This window comes from Neptuniibacter sp. QD34_54, assembly GCF_047778055.1.
Taxonomy (GTDB): Bacteria; Pseudomonadota; Gammaproteobacteria; order Pseudomonadales; family Balneatricaceae; genus Neptuniibacter.
In genome coordinates this window covers 1,232,186-1,248,150 of sequence record NZ_CP180546.1, presented here as the reverse complement: position 1 = coordinate 1,248,150, position 15,965 = coordinate 1,232,186, and the positions used below count along the sequence as shown (strand labels likewise).

Here is a 15,965-nt window from a genome sequence, read left to right as displayed (position 1 = left end):
ATCAGTGAGTCTGGATATCCTCATCCACTTTTGAACATAAATCGTCGGCATACTGCTCAAGCGCCGTCTCGTACATCTCTTTCCAAGAACTAAAGCTAGTATGGGTTTTAATTATCCTATCCAGCTGCTCATTTTTAGTATCAGGGTAAAGTGCTGACTTCATTTTGCATTTATGCAGCATTTGCCATAGATTAGTGAAGCAGCTATTTCTAGACACAAAAGCCCTAGGAAATAGCCTTTCAAGCTCGCCATCATCTAGATACCCATCTTCAATTCTAGTCATCGCAAACATCCTTATCTTCCAAATAATACACACACAAAGTGTAGGCTTAACTTACTAATTTGTGCTATGAAACTTAGGTACTCGCCCAAAAGGCTTAAGTATTCGGCTCTATTAAATAACCGTAGGGTGCAATAGCGAAGCGTATTGCACCTTTAACAGGCTCTAAATTGGTGTAATACGCTCTGCTATTACACCCTACAAAACCTCATGCACAATACATATGAAATTAAATATATATGATTTTCCGTATATAATCTAAACTCTCTTTCTTACCAACAAGATTAGGTTTAGCTTTATGGGTATATTCGAACGTTTCCTCACCCTTTGGGTAGGTGTCTGTATTCTGGCGGGTGTCGTACTGGGAAATCTTATCCCAACCTTCTTTGAGCAGATCGCAGCGCTAGAATTTGCTCATGTAAATTTGGTGGTCGCAGTATTTATCTGGGTGATGATCTACCCGATGATGGTCCAGATCGACTTCACTGCACTACGTGATGTTGGTAAACGACCAAAAGGTATCGCGCTGACGCTGGTAGTTAACTGGTTAATCAAACCCTTCTCAATGGCGCTATTAGGTTGGCTGTTTTTCCGGGTACTCTTTGCCGATCTGGTCGATCCAGAAAGCGCCAGCGAATATATCGCAGGTATGATCCTACTCGGCGTCGCTCCATGTACCGCTATGGTGTTTGTCTGGAGCCAGCTTACTAAAGGCGATCCTAACTACACCTTGATTCAGGTATCAGTAAACGACGTGATTATGGTGTTTGCCTTTGCACCGATCACCGCCTTTCTTCTGGGTGTGAGTGATATCAACGTGCCGTGGGATACCCTACTGCTATCGGTTGTGCTGTACGTATTATTGCCGTTAATTGCTGGCATCTGGACACGTCATAAACTGGAAAAAGCAGATAATGGTCAGCGCCTAGAATCATTATTAGCCACGCTAAAGCCTTGGTCGATTCTCGGCCTACTAGCTACTGTAGTTCTGTTATTTGGTTTCCAAGCAGAAAAGATCGTTAATCAGCCTCAGTCGATTCTGCTGATTGCCATCCCGCTGCTAATCCAAACCTACGGTATTTTTGCACTGGCCTACTTTGCCGCGAAGTGGATGAAGCTCCCGCATAACATCGCTGCCCCTGCCTGTATGATCAGTACCTCTAACTTCTTTGAATTAGCAGTTGCGGTGGCAATCTCGCTATTTGGTCTGCATTCCGGTGCGGCATTAGCAACGGTGGTGGGTGTATTAGTGGAAGTGCCGGTGATGTTATCGCTGGTGGCGTTTGCGAATAGAACTAGGCATTGGTTTCCTTCTTAACAACGGCCAAAAACAGTCGAAACCAGCTAAGATCTGCATAAGCAAAGGCCACTATTTTCTACACTTCTCAAACATACCTATCTCTGTCAGTATTGGGTTAACTAAGGAGATAGGTTAGCCCACCTCAATGGATTAATGAGAATGATTCTTATAGAAGATCGTTTTTCAATTTTTATGTGGAAACACGACAATTTATCGTCTTTCTACAAAACTCCATTTTCATAAATCCATAATTAAGTATTTAGCTTCAATGGGTGAAAGACTATTACCGATTTCTTTTAATTTGGAGATATACGACAAAGTGTCGCTTTTCTACAAATAACTTGTCGTATATAGCTGTTAAAAGGCTTTCGAGTATGGACACAAAAAGTTGGATTGACTTTACCATCAAAGAAACAGAAAGCGCTCTTACCCTTTTTTATTCTTACATGGGGTTCTATGAGTCTTTGAGAGATGATGAAGTAGTTGCTGCGGCAAATAAAAATTCGGAATTTTGGAGAACCCATAGTGCTTCACTGCAACATACATTGTTTTTATATTTAGGTCGTCTTTCAGATGATAGCAGTGGCTGTAAGTCTTTTTCTGGTTTCAAAACACACTGTATTAGAAATGCATCTGACTTTTCAGAATCCGCTTTTTTAAAAAGACGTGGTGACGTTCTTAAGATAAACCCTAACTATCTAGATGATTCAGTTTTTCCAAACGAAAGCGACATCGGAAGACTGTTTTCTATTGCAACGAAACATAACGGCTACCTAAGAGCTGAATGTAAGACAATAAGAAGCAGAGTGTATGCACACGCCATTTACACTGAACAGCATGAATATTATCACCTGTTTGAAAAGGTGAAGCTCGGTGAAATTGAAGAAGTTTTGCTTGCTTTGTGGTCGGTATCCCAGCATTTATGGCAGTCGTATCAAAACGCTAGGGAAATAACTCTAGAATTATTAGCCTTTCCAGAAAAGGAAAGAATATTTAATGCAACTCGTAAAGCTATCACAGGCGCTATTTAACAAGTTTGTTAATAATCGCCCTTCGGGCTGGACCGAAAACTTCGCTGCTTCGCAGCAATGCGGCCCATTACAAAAGCGTTAAGTTCAAGATCAACTTGGAAGATTTGAATGACCAATAACGATAAAGATAAGAATCCTGATTGGAAAGATCTTGAATATTTAGTTGCGATGATACAAAAGCAACTATCGCCAGATGCAAGTGTGCAACATAACGTAATGCTAGATGGGGTTGATAGCGAAACCAAAAGGCAAATTGATATTTTGGTAGAGCAAAATATTGGTCAATATACTATGCAGATTGTTATCGACTGCAAAGACTACTCAAAGCCAGTAGATGTAAAAGGTGTCGAAGAGTTTCAAGGACTGGTTCAAGATGTACAAGCGCACAAAGGCGCTTTAGTTTGTCCATCAGGATTCACTAAATCAGCACTGAAAAGAGCTAAAAAGCTACAAATTGATTTATATCGTCCAATATCTACCGGGAAACATAAGTGGCAGGCTACTGTTACAGCTCCTGTGCTTTGTGATTTTCGGAGTGCGTACATGAGTTTTGGCATGAGCACATCAGCCCCCAAACCTATGAGGCTTCAACCCGATTTTTATAACCTTCCTGTCTACGATGAAGAAGGTAATGAATTGGGATCTACTTTACACGTCGCTCAAGTCACATGGGATGAAGGGAGATTCCCTAGCGAGCCTGGGGAGCATGAACCAGTATCTATTTTCGGCGATAAGAAGGTACTCATAGACAATGGGTATCAGGATAAAATCGCGGTAGAGCTAACGGTGGCTTTACATGTGAAACAAGACTTATATTTAGGTCACCTTCCAATAGAAGATATAAATGGATTAAAGGATGAGCATACAGGAGCGGTGGTAACTAATGCGTTTACACTGGGCGGATTGAATCCAGCCGAAGTAGAAAAGAACTGGAAGGGTGTTGAAGATCCTGAAGTTTTAGAATTTGAACCTCTCTTTAGGGTTGTTGGTTATCATTGTTATGGTGTCGGAACTTAATATGTTTATTAAACATCGTTACGGCCAAAAGGAGCGTTAAGGGGTCAAAGCCCTTTAATTCTAGGATGCTACCAAGTAATTCGGTCAGTCCAGCTTACAATAAGTTATAATATAACCTTTCTTGTCAGCATTAAGGCTCTACCCCATGTCATTTAAATTTTTCTACACCGACTACTCTACTGATAAGCATGTGCGTTCGGATGAGGCTGTATCTGAAACCTTAGAGAACGTGATTGTGCATATGCAGAGTATGCTGAAAGAGCCGGATAACTTTATCGGCTTGATTGATGAGAACAATCTGATGCTGCAGTTTATGGTTGAGGATGACGGTTCGATTCTGGTGGATGTACCAATGCATGAGCGCAAAGGTTCGTTTACTAAACATGCTGACCTAAACGAGTCGATTGAGATTGTGCGCAGTCTGAATGATGAGATAGTGTGGGAAGAGATCGACGGACTTCAGTTTAAAAACTGGTAATTTCAGTGCGTAAATCACTCTAACTTTCCTTTTCTTAATACCCTTGATTCGGTGTTTTATTTCCTAGAATAAAGCATTCATCATAAAAAAGGCCGCTATGATAGCGGCCTTAGAACCTTAAGAGATTACCTTCCTCCTAATAACCTCTTTATATCTCTGTTAAGAGGTAAAACGAAGTCATGGGAACTCAGCACAATATTATCAACCGTTCTCACTAGGCGAGCATTCACATAAAGGTTTTCACCACCTATAGCGTATGTTCCAAGAAGGACAGCCTGAGCATCATGCTGTTGAGAGATATTTTGAAGCTGGCGAGACAACATAAACTCACCTGCACGTTGCTTGATAAACAAGCTATCACGCATTTTCACTTCAATAACTTTATAGCCTCTCTTCGTAAGGCCAGCAGAGATAACTTCAGCAGCCATTCGCCCGAAAGTAGATGAAGCGGACAGATTATCAATATTGGCAAAGCTTGCTGTCATAATTGCTTGGTCTTTAGATAAAGGGGAAAGCAATTTATTGAATAAAGGATTACGCGCGTCCGAGAGAACACCAACCAAATCAACTTTTTGTTCAGTAGGTTTACTGCGAACAGCCTTATCACTTGCACAACCAGCCGTAATCAGTGTTACCCCAATCAATAGAGCGCTAAGTAGTTTTTTCACTGTTTATTACTCCTGATCGGTTAATGTGACAGATTTAGTGGAGGTCACACTTGGAGCATAATGAGAAGCATCACCACCATTGATGTAATAGATATTTGACGATGAGTGCAGAATACGGTTCTGCTGAGTAACCGTCGTGGTGATGATCACTTCTACATTTGAGTCTTTAACCCAGTTACCACTTGTTATGTCAGCACCTACCGCAGCAGGAATTAATAACTTAGCCGGTGTTGTCCATTTATCTATTGCGTGAGCAGCAACCGCAACACCTGCAGTTAACAATGACCACGTACCAACAGGAGCACGAACGCTATCTTTATCTGTGTGCTTTACAACATTTACATCAAAAGACACATTTGCAGCGCCATGAGGCGTCGTCAAAACAGTCGCACCGTTTTGCACTAGCTGACTCGTCAGTAAATTTGCATAGCCTTGATAAAAAACTTGAGATGCATCGCCACCACTGATGTGTAGAGGCATTTTATTTCCTACCGAACCCGCAATTAGCTTAGCTTCATGCTCAGCGAGGACATTCCAGTGATGAGCTGCCTGCATCTTTTGCTGTTGTGAAATTGGGTAAGTAGAAGGGAGTGGAGACTGGGCAGTATTTGCTTGTAAACAACCTGTCAGGATGCTGGCCGTAGCACCCAAAACGATAATCTTTTTAACCATTTTAATTCCTTGTTCGTCGTCCGCTGCGAACTTAAAGTGGGCTCGCAAGAACTACGAGCCAACGTATATATCTAGAACAACTAAGTTCCGTAGAAGCAATCCTACTTTGAATAAATGAAGTGTCAATCGATAAAAGGAAGTGAATTCAAGCAGATACAACCGCACTGACTATAAAAAATAATAGAAACTTAATATATAAAGCGCTTATTTTAAAAACATAAAATTGTTCAGATAAAGCAAATCTTCTCCTAGACACAGATCGCTTATAAAGCGATCCGTAGTGCTAGACCAATCATCACCAAACCACTCACTTGATCGATCTCTTTTGCCTTTTTCTGTAGGGCTTTGATCACTTTCTCTTTCGATAGCACCACCGCCACACTGCATAGCCACAGCATATCGATACATACCACTGTGCCCATATAGATCAGCTTTTCGGTCACCGATTGATCGGCTGAGACAAACTGAGAGAACAGAGCGATAAAGAACAGCGCCAGTTTTGGATTTAGGACCGAGATCATCACCCCGTCACGTACCGCTTCTGAATACGGGCCTACGGTTTTGTCTTTACCGAAGTTAGCATTACCTTTTGAGCGGATCGCTTTTAAACCAAGCCATGCTAGATAAAGCGCACCAACATAAGTGATCACTTGGTAAAGCATTGGGTGTTCCGATACCACAACGCCCAAGCCCCAAAGGGTTAAGATCGCCCAAACCGCTACGCCAGTTGAGTGACTTACTGCGGTGATCACACCATGTTTACGGCCATTTCCTAATGTCTGACGCAATACCACCGCCAAGCTTGGGCCTGGAGACATAGTGCCTAATAGACATACAACAACAAATGAAAGCCAGATGGCCAGAGTCATGGGAGTCACCTCGATCAGTAGATGGAGGTATTGTAGTTAGCTGAAAGGAATTAAAAAAATGCAAATATCAAATACCGACTATGATTTAAAATCATACCCAGTTTGATAAGTGCTATTCCGTTGCATGAGTGTCGATATGCATCTCGTCACGGAGCAGATCCGCGATCAAATTTCGTAACCAACGGTGGGCTGGATCTTGATCGTGAAGAGCATGCCAGCAGAGGTGATAGTTGTTCTGCGGCACTTCATCTAACGGTAGTTCAGCGTAACTCAAAGGAAAGTGCGCTAAGGCATTGCTAGCAATATGCTGTGGCAAGATCATCAGCATAGGTTCACTAGATAACGCCTGAAACGCCGCAGAGAAGAACGGTACTTCAAATTGGATGCGACGTTGTAAGCCTTGGGCTTCCAGCGCACGATCAAAGAAGGAATCTTTATCACCACCGCTGTTTAAACGCAGGAATGAGTACTCCAGCATCTTTTCTATAGTAAGGCTTTCACCCGCTAGTGGATGGTCTTTCGCCATCAAACACACAGGGCTGTCTTGGCCGATATGAATGCTCAGTACATTTTCTGGCAAACTGTTGGTAGTCGTTGAAGCGAGATCAAGGGGAAGCTGGCCTAAACGTGTTAATAGCTCCGGTCGCCACATTTCGTAGCTGATATCGATCCCCGGGGCTTCTTGGTGGAGCTTTTGCAAAATATCGGGAAAGATAAACTGCGCCACATGATCGGTACAGGCAAAACTGAATCGACGGACACACTCAGCGGGGTTAAAGCTATCGCCCTCCCCTAGTTCATCCACTTCAGCCAGTATGGCCTGAACTTTAGGCAGTAGCTCTTTAGCTTTGGCGCTTAACAGGTAGTCATTACCTTCGCGAATAAGCAGTGGATCGGCAAAGTGATCGCGTAGCTGACTTAATTGTCGGCTCATGGCTGATTGCGTAAGGTGTAACCGGTCAGCAGCACGGGTTACGTTGCGCTCTTCCAGCATAATGACTAATGCACGCAGCAGGTTCAGATTAAGTCGATTCACAAAGATTCAGCCATAGCTCTCTAAAAGGTTAATCATAATCTATCTTATCCTATCCATCGAACACTAGAGTCTGTCCATGAAACGCTAGGGCCTATCTGTACCCTTTTAAAGAGCAATACAGAGCAACTGTGTTGGATCTGTGACTGTTAATTATCTCTTTTCTGCCTCTGCACCTAGAACTTTGCTTATACGACACTATATAGCTTACGAACATTTCCACTTTTGTATTTAGTTGCCTGTTACAGCACTTATAAGTTACGGAACTCTTTTTATGGAAATCTATTTAGCGATTTTAGTTTTTGCGATCTCATCCACGGTAACCCCGGGCCCCAATAATATTATGATTATGACCTCTGGGCTTAACTTCGGCGTTAAGCGCAGCATGCCCCACCTACTAGGTATCTGCTTGGGTTTTCCACTGATGGTTATTGCGGTTGGACTGGGCTTTAGCGCAGTATTTGAGAAGTTCCCGATTGTTCACGAGATCATCAAAGTGCTTGGTGTGACGTATCTGCTTTACCTTGCGTGGTTAGTGGCGTCTTCTGCCCCTACGTCGATGGAGGGGGATCAGAAATCTAATCCGCTGACCTTTATGCAAGCAGCACTTTTCCAATGGGTAAACCCGAAAGCCTGGGTGATGGCGACCGGTGCGATTGCGGCTTATACCTCGCAAGATACAACGATGCTGCTACAGGTTATGGTGATTAGCCTGTCCTTCTTTGTGGTGAGTTTCCCATGCGTGGGCGTATGGCTGATCTTTGGATCGGGGCTAAAACGCTTCCTCAAAGAGGCTAAGTACCAACGAGTATTTAATATCTCGATGGCACTTTTATTGGTGGTTTCGGTATTACCGGTACTGAACGAGCTGCACCAAACCTATTTAGCTTAACTCCTCTTCTCCCATCACCTTTTATCACCACAACACGCGAGCCTGTTTTCTGTTGATCGTTAAACGAAAGCGACTACATCCTCAACAGGCTGGCGTGGTTTTTGCGGCCAGCTCTGTTTTGCTGGGTAGCCAAGCGTTACCAGCATTACTGGAATATCCGTTTCCTCAAGCTCAAACTCAGCGTGTAATTGGCCTGGATCGAAACCCGTCATAGCACCTGAGGCGATACCCATACCATGCGCTGCCAACATCATAGTCATACCGGCTAATGAACCGGAACGTAGTGCCTCATCTCGCTGCAAGGTGTAATTGCCTTCGTGTGAATTGGTCGCCATTTCAACCCAACCATCCGCTACCTCTTGCGACATGATATTAGCTTCTACCACTGGGCTGAGCTGTTTCGGTAATTGTTGATAGCCCTTAAGCGTGCCGCAGATGATCACTGTGGCAGATGCATCTAGAATTTGTGGCTGATTAAAAGCGATTGGATGCAGCTTCTGTTTGGCTTCTTCGCTAGAGACAACAATAAACTTCCAGTTCTGCATGTTATAAACCGAAGGCGATAGCGTCGCTAATCGCAACAGCTCTTTAAGCTGAGTATCTGATAGTTTTTTGTCTGCATCATAACGCCCTACTGAGGCACGGGTTTCAATCAGTTGGGTAATCATATCTTTCATAACAACTCCTTACTCTTTAGCTTCAGCAACAACAGGCTGTTTAGAACGTGAAATAGATTTAGGTGATGCAGAGATTTGCACGACTAAAATGCTGATCAACACAGTAATCAGCCCAAGTAATGCAAAGCCCTGTAAGCTTTGATCTAACAACCACCAGCCCAGCACCACTGCAGTTACAGGGCTCAGCAGTCCAAAAGATGACACTGCCACCGGTGACAGTGTCGCAATACCTTTAAACCACAGTAGATAAGCAATTAACGCTCCGAATATAGAAAGGTAGGCATAACTGAGTATCTCTGTGCTGCCCAACTCAGGCAGTGCAGGATCTAGAAAATAGGCAGCAGGCAGCAACATCAATCCACCCAGCAATAACTGCCAGCCGGTAAAAGCTAATACGGGAAGGGAGCTATGCCAGCGTTTCGCTAAGTAGGTTCCGGCACCCATAGAACACGCACCAAGAAATGCCGCAATAATTCCCCATAGATCCCACTCAGCATTCGGCGACAGAAGCAGTGCAGCCATACCGATAACACCAAAGGTGGCTGCAATGACCGTCAGCGCTCTTGGTGCTTTGCTGTCGATTAACCAGATCAGCAACATCAATAACAGGGGTTGGATTGCACCCACAACAGCAGCAATTCCGCCGGGTAAACGATATGCCGCAACAAACAATAGTCCTTGGAACAGTCCAATATTTAGCGCGGAAAGAATGATTAACCTTCCCCACTCTTTGCGCTTAGGCAGATAAAAACTCATCAATAAAAGCAAGAAGCCCGCAGGAAGCACACGAATCAATGCGGCGGTATAGGGACGATCAGCAGGCAATAGTTCGGAAGTAACGATGTAAGTCGAGCCCCAAATGATGGGGGCCAGTGCCGTTACAACAATACGCACGCTGTTAGGTAAATTACCGATCATCCTCGTCACCTTGGTTATTTTGTATCGATGAAGAACTTATCTTGATTTCAAGATATAATTAAACAATGACAGCAAACTATCTTGATATCAAGATAAATTTTCAGGTGTAACAGATGACAGATAAATCAGCGGATGCTGTAGATAAGATTGTTTCGCAGTGGAAAGCGGAGAGACCGGAGCTAAATTCTGAGCTTATGTCCGTAACAGGACGCATCAAACGCAGCTCTGCGTTGGTACAACAACGACTCGAAAAAACCTTTTTAGAATATGGACTTAACTATTGGGAGTTCGATGTTCTGGCGACGCTTTGTCGATCTGGTTCACCCTATTGCTTAGCACCTACTGCCCTATTTTCTACCCTAATGGTGACCTCTGGCACGATGACCCATCGTCTGAAAGGATTGGAAAAAAGAGGGTTAATCAGCCGCTGCAATAATCCCGAAGATGCGCGCAGCATGTTGGTAAAATTAACCGATGAGGGTTTAGAACTGATCAATGAAGCAGTTAGTGCCCACGTTGATAACCTTGATCGATTAATGAGCGCCTTCTCTGAAGAGGAGAAAATTCAGATGGATAAAAGCTTAAAGCGCTTACTAGAAGTGCTAGAGCAATAATCTAAAAATCTATAAAAATAGGGTTAAGACACATAAAAATGGCGCGATCACCGCTAAAGTAAAGCACTTACCCATCACCTGAAGTAAACTATGTTGCGGGTTCTTCCAAACGTAGAGCCCGTTCATTAACAAGGTAATAGGGATAGTGAACATACCTACCAAAAACGCAGCCAAACCTGCCCAAGATCTATTATCTTGATTCGTTGCCTTGGTCCATAGAAGCGATGATAAAGATCACTAAAGCCTGAAATGCTGAAGGCAGAATAACACCGATAAATACCCTCATGATTCTGGTACAGGGCAAACAAAATCCGGATGCTTAACGATCATCACATCGCAATCGACATGATCAACGACATGTTCTGTTGTGCTGCCGACTAATAATCGATCCAGAATGGTACGTGCTACGCCACCCATTACAACCACATCAATTTTATTATGTTTGGCATAGTTACTAATGGTCAGATCCGCTTCGCCTTTGATGATATCGACCATATCCGATTCGATACTCAAACCATATTCTTCAAGTAATTCATCACAGGAGCTAAGGTGACTTCGCTCTACACGCTCCTGCAGCGCTTCGTAGTCTGTGACTACATGCTCATCAAAAATCACTTCTTGGGGTAAGGTGTTATAACAGTGTAAAACTCTTAGTTCGTTGTGGCCGTCGTCCATAATTTCACGGGTTCGCTCGATCAGCTCCCTATCTAAAGCGCCTTTTACATCATCTTTATGTAGAGGATCTATGCAGGTTACAACGCGGGTATGGTCACCCCATGGCCTTTGTTTCACAAACAGAACGGGGACAGGACATTTACGTGCAAGCTGCCAATCGACAGGGGCAAATAAATAATGGCCCAATCGAGTATGCGGCTGAATTGAATGAAGCACTAAGTCCGGTTGAAAACGTAGAGCCTTACGAACAATTCCTTCACCAGTATGACGATTCCAGCTAGCATCAAAACCCGTTTTTATACCTAAAGCTTCGATATTTAAGCAGAGCTCTTCAAGCTTGGCTTCGGTTTGTTTAACGTAGGCATGTTCGGCTTTTAATTCTTGTTTAGCATCAAACATGTGGCTATGTTTGATCGAGCGGTTATAACAGCAACTAAACAGCTCGAGAAAAGCAGAATGTTGTTCCGCTAGATTTACTGCTTTCTCTATAAGGCTGGAGTTATCGTGTTTAAAATCGATATTGACCAGTAACCTATCCATCTCTTCCTCACCAGCAAGTGGTTGATATTCCTCTCTCTATATCTCCAGTCTGGATCCTAAATTGAAGGTTTTCCAGTTCGTTTGTAAGCCCCTTATAACAAAGTACGCTTTCACTACATTTAATTATAAAAACTTGGACTAAGCCCGATCTTTATATTAGATACAACTTATATATAATATTTCCAACGACTCTCTACTTAAAGGAATCATCATGTCTCTTAACGCCGCGCTTCGTCTGATGGCTGGCAGTGTCATATTAGCTAGCTTAGTTTTAGGTTATTACATGAATGCCAATTGGTATTACCTAACCGGTTTTGTTGGCCTTAACCTATTCCAATCTGCTTTTACCGGCTGGTGCCCTGCTGTATTTATTTTTCAGAAGTTGGGATTAAAAGCGGAGAGTTGTAATTGCGAAGGTATGACCATCAATCAAGGCCTTCACATTATCGCTGGTTGTGTTGTGATGTTCACAGTGGGGCCTGTATTGTTTTTACAAGCTCCTCAAGCGTTATTAATCGTAACGGCTATCGTAGGTGTGAGTTTGACCCAATCGGCACTTACAGGCTGGTGCCCAGCTATGATGGTTGCGAAACTTTTAGGTTTTAAAAGCACTCAAGCGAGCTAATTTAATCCGGTTCCTATCGGCCTAGTTTCCCCATCCCTTGTGCTAGGCCACAAAAACAAGCCGGAATATATCCGGCTTGCTTAACTTCCTTCATTTTGTTGTCTAAAAACAATATTTTTAATTGTGATGCAGATACAATAACGCATCTTATTTAGCTTCAGAATTTTATAGATATACATGCTATTGCGATCTGCCGGTTTAATACTGCCCTCTTTTATTCTGCTGTGTGCAGCAGGCCTGTTATTGCCTATTACTGCTCAATTGAGTGAGGAATATCAACAGATTCTCACTCTGACTCCCTACCCTCTGGCGATCATTGTCGCGCTATTAGGTTACGGGTTTAACCGCAGTCGTATCTTGTTTGCCGCAGTAAACCTTTGTGGAGCCTATTGGTTAATTCAAAATGGTCTCCAAACCAGTCTGAATCAGCCAGATGCCTTTGTCCTTTTTAGCTGTATATCGATACTGCTCCCTTTCCATCTTGGCTGCATTGCGCTGTATAAAGAGCGAGGTTTATTTACCCCTGTTGGCATCATCCGGCTGTCTGTCATCCTGATTAGTTACGGGGTTTTATATCTAATTTGGTCCAATGGCTCTCTAGGGCTCTACCTAGCGAACCTACCAATGATGATGTTAGAAATGCTGTTGCACGAGTATTACCTAAGCCAAGCAGCTGCACTGGCATTTGGCCTTGGCCTTGTTCCAATTATGCTCTCGTTTGTGTTTAGGAAGACCTATACAGATGCCGCTTTGCTGGCGAGTTTATTATCTGCCCTGATCATGCTGAGTTGGTTCCATCAGCCGATGATCTCTGCGCTATTTATTTCGGCCAGCATGATCGCACTGGCTATTTCGGTTGTTCAAAACTCTTATCAAATGGCATTTATTGATGAACTTACCTGTATTCCTGCCCGTCGTGCATTGCTTGATAAGTTCTCAACCCTAGGTAAAAAGTACACCCTGGCAATGTGTGATATCGACCACTTTAAAAAGTTTAACGATACCTACGGTCATGATGTCGGCGACCAAGTATTAAAAATGGTTGCTGCCAAACTGAACCAAGTCAGTGGTGGCGGTAAAGCCTACCGCTATGGTGGTGAGGAGTTCACCCTAGTATTCCCAGGTAAAAGCGAAGCTGAAGCCCTGCCTTACATAGAACAATTGCGTGAAACTATCGCCAATTACCCTATGCATATCCGTAATCAAGACCGCCCAGACGATAACGAACAGGGTCAAAAGATGCGCAAAAATGCACCGGAAACTGAAATAGTCAGTGTCACCATCAGCATAGGCTTCTGTGAAAAAACACCTGAAATTCCTGACTCAATGGCGGTCATGAAAAAGTCCGACGAAGCCCTATACGAATCAAAACGTAATGGCCGAAACTGCTCTACAGCGGTTCATTACAAGCCGAAGCCTAAGACTCAGAAGCGCGGGCATCGGAAGGATTATGCTTAAGAGTATTTAATCAACTAATGCTGATTAAACGGTTAAAGGAATAACGATGATAGAAAGCTTGCCTCAGATAATTGGACTAGCGTTTGGCCTTTTGATTTCGATACCTATGGGTATTCATATGTTTCGTGAGTGCTTTAGCAACTACAAACGATTCAAAGATCAGCTTAAGCAATCACAAGGCAGTGAAGAGGAGAAGTTATATAATGGCGAATTCACCAAAGCAGTTAATCATCAGTTTATTGAGTTTAAAGCTGTTTTTGCTTTGGTATTTCCTATCTTAGTATTCTTACTCACCTACTTGATTACAAGTTCCATAGCTGAATCAGCCATACAACTGTATGCTAGTGAGTAATTAGAATCGCTAGTACGATTCAAATTATAAAAACGGATTACATTTAAAAGGATTTTCACATGGAAGTACCAGCTCTCACTCTACACTTTTTAGCCGTTATCAGTGCAACGATTGTTTTACCGTTGAAAATCGCGGCCTCATGGTTTGATGCTTCGCGCACCAACTTTTTCCTCTGTTTGATTGCAGCATTACTAGGCCCAGCACTAGCTTTATTCGTTTATGACGCTGTTGATGGCGGTTTTATTGGGTTCTTTGCGGCTCTAGTTACATTAGGCATCACTCTTGGAGTATTGTTAGGCACTGGCCCTTGGAATGCACTAAAACTTGCGTGTGTTGCTTTAATTTTAAGTGCTGCGGCTATTAAATTTTATGAATCGATCGCTTCAAATATATTGATTTAGGAAGAAGTAGCTATGATCTTTGCAGAAATAGCATCCGATGTTAGCTACTACGATATCTATCCCAAGCTGCTCCAACTTGTGCAGCAGACATTCTCGAATGTAGAGTCAGGTGTACAAGGTGATGCTTGGATTTGGATCTATGAGGGTGAAGAAAAGGTCGCTCTAGATACCTTCACCAGCATGCGCTTTCAAATTAAGTCCGATAGTTTAAACGGTTTGTTGGTACACAAAGTCATTTCAAAACTACGCGAACACTACGAACTTTATATATACGATGAGCCCGAGTTAGAAGGTCACGAAGATACGTTTTAACTCTTAGAGCTAATCCACAACTGGTAGTAAGACTATAAGAGATCGGAGATTGAAATGGTAAGAGTTGTTTATCGATGGCAGGTTCCAGCAGAGAACTTTGAAGAGTTTAAAGCGATCTGGACCAATACAACCAATCATATTCATGAAACTGTTAACGGTGCCCTTGGTAGTTTTATGCTGAAGTCCGTTGAAAATGAAAACGAAGTGATCACCATCGCAAAGTGGGACTCCCTTGAATCCTGGAAGAATTTTTGGGGAAATGAAAACCCAGAACAGATGCAGAAAATGCGAACACTAGGCAAACGAATATCTGCAGATGCATACGAAGAGATAAAAGACTATACCCGCTAGACCAATTAAGGATGATATGGACTAATCAATATGAAAGGACTATTGGCATTTTTCTTACTCGCTTTTTCCATCAGCACTCAAGCCTCTTGCGTGATTCTAATTCATGGCCTCGCCCGCTCTTCAAGCTCGATGGAAACGTTAGAAGAGTCTTTGATCAAAGAAGGTTTTCTAACGATTAACATCGACTACCCTTCCAGAGATTATCCAATAGAACAGCTTGCCGAATTAGCAATAAAGCCCGCACTAGATCAGTGCCCTAAGAGCATGAAGGTGAATTTTGTAACTCATTCCCTTGGTGGGATCTTAGTTCGCCAATACCTAAGAGCTCATGAAATAAATAATTTAAACAGAGTAGTTATGCTTGGGCCACCAAATAGAGGAAGTGAAATTGTCGATAAGCTTGGCGAAGTTCCCGGCTTCCACTTTATCAATGGTGATGCAGGCCTACAGCTAGGTACTGGAGAGCTAAGCGTTCCAAATACTCTCGGCAAAGCGAACTTTGACGTAGGGATTATAGCCGGTACCCGTAGTATCAATTTGATATTGTCCACACTGATCCCAAGCACCGATGATGGCAAGGTCTCAATCGAGAATACAAAACTCGAAGGTATGAACGATCATATCGCAATGCCAGTTACTCACCCTTTTATGATGAAAAACAAGAAAGTAATCGCTCAAGTGGTGAACTATTTAAAGAACGGTAACTTTGATCAGAGTAAAAACCTTTGATTAGCCAACAAGGCCAAGTTACATCTTATACCCTAAATTCGGCACACCTATATTTGTTGATACGATTTGAGAA

General features: G+C 42.9%; 21 protein-coding genes. 13 read left to right on the top strand and 8 right to left on the bottom strand.

The window, feature by feature from the left end:
- Window position 1 precedes the first annotated feature (1 nt).
- Window positions 2–283 carry a hypothetical protein gene (locus ACMXYP_RS05610; protein ID WP_415884034.1) on the bottom strand — a complete coding sequence of 94 codons (282 nt, stop codon included), beginning with the start codon at window positions 281–283 and terminating at the stop codon, window positions 2–4.
- Window positions 284–578: 295 nt separating this feature from the next.
- Between ACMXYP_RS05610 and arsB the strand changes: the two genes are divergently transcribed.
- From arsB to ACMXYP_RS05590, 4 genes are all read left to right on the top strand, one after another.
- Entirely contained in the window at window positions 579–1,598 is a 1,020-nt protein-coding gene (gene arsB / locus ACMXYP_RS05605) for an ACR3 family arsenite efflux transporter (RefSeq protein ID WP_415884033.1), read from the top strand.
- Between the two features lie 356 nt (window positions 1,599–1,954).
- Window positions 1,955–2,611 carry a hypothetical protein gene (locus ACMXYP_RS05600; RefSeq protein ID WP_415884032.1) on the top strand — a complete coding sequence of 219 codons (657 nt, stop codon included), beginning with the start codon at window positions 1,955–1,957 and terminating at the stop codon, window positions 2,609–2,611.
- A 108-nt stretch (window positions 2,612–2,719) separates the two neighbouring features.
- Window positions 2,720–3,628, top strand: a complete 909-nt coding sequence (locus ACMXYP_RS05595) for a restriction endonuclease (RefSeq protein ID WP_415884031.1) — start codon at window positions 2,720–2,722, stop codon at window positions 3,626–3,628.
- A gap of 145 nt (window positions 3,629–3,773) precedes the next feature.
- A complete protein-coding gene (locus ACMXYP_RS05590; protein WP_415884030.1) occupies window positions 3,774–4,106 on the top strand; it encodes a hypothetical protein in 333 nt (110 codons plus the stop codon).
- A 125-nt stretch (window positions 4,107–4,231) separates the two neighbouring features.
- Here the strand turns inward: ACMXYP_RS05590 and ACMXYP_RS05585 are convergent, their stop codons facing one another.
- The 4 genes from ACMXYP_RS05585 to ACMXYP_RS05570 form a co-directional block, all read right to left on the bottom strand.
- The gene (locus ACMXYP_RS05585) at window positions 4,232–4,774 is read right to left on the bottom strand and encodes a FlgO family outer membrane protein (protein ID WP_415884029.1); all 543 of its coding nucleotides are present in this window, start codon (window positions 4,772–4,774) and stop codon (window positions 4,232–4,234) included.
- Window positions 4,775–4,780: 6 nt separating this feature from the next.
- On the bottom strand, window positions 4,781–5,446 hold the full coding sequence (locus ACMXYP_RS05580) for a hypothetical protein (protein ID WP_415884028.1): 666 nt from the start codon (window positions 5,444–5,446) through the stop codon (window positions 4,781–4,783).
- Between the two features lie 263 nt (window positions 5,447–5,709).
- On the bottom strand, window positions 5,710–6,315 hold the full coding sequence (locus ACMXYP_RS05575) for a LysE family translocator (RefSeq protein WP_415884027.1): 606 nt from the start codon (window positions 6,313–6,315) through the stop codon (window positions 5,710–5,712).
- 112 nt (window positions 6,316–6,427) lie between these two features.
- A complete protein-coding gene (locus ACMXYP_RS05570) occupies window positions 6,428–7,351 on the bottom strand; it encodes a LysR family transcriptional regulator (RefSeq protein ID WP_415884026.1) in 924 nt (307 codons plus the stop codon).
- Between the two features lie 271 nt (window positions 7,352–7,622).
- Here ACMXYP_RS05570 and ACMXYP_RS05565 point away from each other — a divergent pair, with 271 nt between their 5' ends.
- Window positions 7,623–8,240: a LysE family translocator gene (locus tag ACMXYP_RS05565; protein ID WP_415884025.1), complete on the top strand. Its 618-nt coding sequence runs from the start codon at window positions 7,623–7,625 to the stop codon at window positions 8,238–8,240.
- A gap of 59 nt (window positions 8,241–8,299) precedes the next feature.
- Here the strand turns inward: ACMXYP_RS05565 and ACMXYP_RS05560 are convergent, their stop codons facing one another.
- Window positions 8,300–8,917, bottom strand: a complete 618-nt coding sequence (locus ACMXYP_RS05560; RefSeq protein WP_415884024.1) for a nitroreductase family protein — start codon at window positions 8,915–8,917, stop codon at window positions 8,300–8,302.
- 9 nt (window positions 8,918–8,926) lie between these two features.
- Entirely contained in the window at window positions 8,927–9,835 is a 909-nt protein-coding gene (locus ACMXYP_RS05555) for an EamA family transporter (protein WP_415884023.1), read from the bottom strand.
- A gap of 113 nt (window positions 9,836–9,948) precedes the next feature.
- On the opposite strand from ACMXYP_RS05555, the gene ACMXYP_RS05550 reads away from it, so the two are divergent.
- Window positions 9,949–10,449 carry a MarR family winged helix-turn-helix transcriptional regulator gene (locus ACMXYP_RS05550; protein ID WP_415884022.1) on the top strand — a complete coding sequence of 167 codons (501 nt, stop codon included), beginning with the start codon at window positions 9,949–9,951 and terminating at the stop codon, window positions 10,447–10,449.
- A 282-nt stretch (window positions 10,450–10,731) separates the two neighbouring features.
- Here ACMXYP_RS05550 and ACMXYP_RS05545 read toward each other — a convergent pair whose 3' ends face one another.
- On the bottom strand, window positions 10,732–11,664 hold the full coding sequence (locus tag ACMXYP_RS05545) for a universal stress protein (RefSeq protein WP_415884021.1): 933 nt from the start codon (window positions 11,662–11,664) through the stop codon (window positions 10,732–10,734).
- A gap of 211 nt (window positions 11,665–11,875) precedes the next feature.
- Here ACMXYP_RS05545 and ACMXYP_RS05540 point away from each other — a divergent pair, with 211 nt between their 5' ends.
- From ACMXYP_RS05540 to ACMXYP_RS05510, 7 genes are all read left to right on the top strand, one after another.
- On the top strand, window positions 11,876–12,289 hold the full coding sequence (locus tag ACMXYP_RS05540; RefSeq protein WP_415884020.1) for a DUF2892 domain-containing protein: 414 nt from the start codon (window positions 11,876–11,878) through the stop codon (window positions 12,287–12,289).
- Window positions 12,290–12,466: 177 nt separating this feature from the next.
- The gene (locus ACMXYP_RS05535; protein ID WP_415884019.1) at window positions 12,467–13,747 is read left to right on the top strand and encodes a GGDEF domain-containing protein; all 1,281 of its coding nucleotides are present in this window, start codon (window positions 12,467–12,469) and stop codon (window positions 13,745–13,747) included.
- 46 nt (window positions 13,748–13,793) lie between these two features.
- Window positions 13,794–14,099 carry a hypothetical protein gene (locus ACMXYP_RS05530; RefSeq protein WP_415884018.1) on the top strand — a complete coding sequence of 102 codons (306 nt, stop codon included), beginning with the start codon at window positions 13,794–13,796 and terminating at the stop codon, window positions 14,097–14,099.
- A 59-nt stretch (window positions 14,100–14,158) separates the two neighbouring features.
- The gene (locus ACMXYP_RS05525; RefSeq protein ID WP_415884017.1) at window positions 14,159–14,500 is read left to right on the top strand and encodes a hypothetical protein; all 342 of its coding nucleotides are present in this window, start codon (window positions 14,159–14,161) and stop codon (window positions 14,498–14,500) included.
- A gap of 12 nt (window positions 14,501–14,512) precedes the next feature.
- On the top strand, window positions 14,513–14,812 hold the full coding sequence (locus ACMXYP_RS05520; protein ID WP_415884016.1) for a hypothetical protein: 300 nt from the start codon (window positions 14,513–14,515) through the stop codon (window positions 14,810–14,812).
- Window positions 14,813–14,866: 54 nt separating this feature from the next.
- Window positions 14,867–15,163, top strand: a complete 297-nt coding sequence (locus ACMXYP_RS05515) for an antibiotic biosynthesis monooxygenase family protein (RefSeq protein WP_415884015.1) — start codon at window positions 14,867–14,869, stop codon at window positions 15,161–15,163.
- Between the two features lie 30 nt (window positions 15,164–15,193).
- Complete coding sequence (locus ACMXYP_RS05510; protein ID WP_415884014.1) at window positions 15,194–15,892, top strand: esterase/lipase family protein; 699 nt, start codon at window positions 15,194–15,196, stop codon at window positions 15,890–15,892.
- Window positions 15,893–15,965: the final 73 nt, after the last annotated feature.

Coding starts and splice junctions, on each gene's coding strand:
- ACMXYP_RS05610 (WP_415884034.1), bottom strand. CDS start 283: ATGACTAGAATTGAAGATGGGTATCTAGATGATGGCGAGCTTGAAAGG.
- arsB (WP_415884033.1), top strand. CDS start 579: ATGGGTATATTCGAACGTTTCCTCACCCTTTGGGTAGGTGTCTGTATT.
- ACMXYP_RS05600 (WP_415884032.1), top strand. CDS start 1,955: ATGGACACAAAAAGTTGGATTGACTTTACCATCAAAGAAACAGAAAGC.
- ACMXYP_RS05595 (WP_415884031.1), top strand. CDS start 2,720: ATGACCAATAACGATAAAGATAAGAATCCTGATTGGAAAGATCTTGAA.
- ACMXYP_RS05590 (WP_415884030.1), top strand. CDS start 3,774: ATGTCATTTAAATTTTTCTACACCGACTACTCTACTGATAAGCATGTG.
- ACMXYP_RS05580 (WP_415884028.1), bottom strand. CDS start 5,446: ATGGTTAAAAAGATTATCGTTTTGGGTGCTACGGCCAGCATCCTGACA.
- ACMXYP_RS05575 (WP_415884027.1), bottom strand. CDS start 6,315: ATGACTCTGGCCATCTGGCTTTCATTTGTTGTTGTATGTCTATTAGGC.
- ACMXYP_RS05565 (WP_415884025.1), top strand. CDS start 7,623: ATGGAAATCTATTTAGCGATTTTAGTTTTTGCGATCTCATCCACGGTA.
- ACMXYP_RS05560 (WP_415884024.1), bottom strand. CDS start 8,917: ATGAAAGATATGATTACCCAACTGATTGAAACCCGTGCCTCAGTAGGG.
- ACMXYP_RS05555 (WP_415884023.1), bottom strand. CDS start 9,835: ATGATCGGTAATTTACCTAACAGCGTGCGTATTGTTGTAACGGCACTG.
- ACMXYP_RS05550 (WP_415884022.1), top strand. CDS start 9,949: ATGACAGATAAATCAGCGGATGCTGTAGATAAGATTGTTTCGCAGTGG.
- ACMXYP_RS05545 (WP_415884021.1), bottom strand. CDS start 11,664: ATGGATAGGTTACTGGTCAATATCGATTTTAAACACGATAACTCCAGC.
- ACMXYP_RS05540 (WP_415884020.1), top strand. CDS start 11,876: ATGTCTCTTAACGCCGCGCTTCGTCTGATGGCTGGCAGTGTCATATTA.
- ACMXYP_RS05535 (WP_415884019.1), top strand. CDS start 12,467: ATGCTATTGCGATCTGCCGGTTTAATACTGCCCTCTTTTATTCTGCTG.
- ACMXYP_RS05530 (WP_415884018.1), top strand. CDS start 13,794: ATGATAGAAAGCTTGCCTCAGATAATTGGACTAGCGTTTGGCCTTTTG.
- ACMXYP_RS05525 (WP_415884017.1), top strand. CDS start 14,159: ATGGAAGTACCAGCTCTCACTCTACACTTTTTAGCCGTTATCAGTGCA.
- ACMXYP_RS05520 (WP_415884016.1), top strand. CDS start 14,513: ATGATCTTTGCAGAAATAGCATCCGATGTTAGCTACTACGATATCTAT.
- ACMXYP_RS05515 (WP_415884015.1), top strand. CDS start 14,867: ATGGTAAGAGTTGTTTATCGATGGCAGGTTCCAGCAGAGAACTTTGAA.
- ACMXYP_RS05510 (WP_415884014.1), top strand. CDS start 15,194: ATGAAAGGACTATTGGCATTTTTCTTACTCGCTTTTTCCATCAGCACT.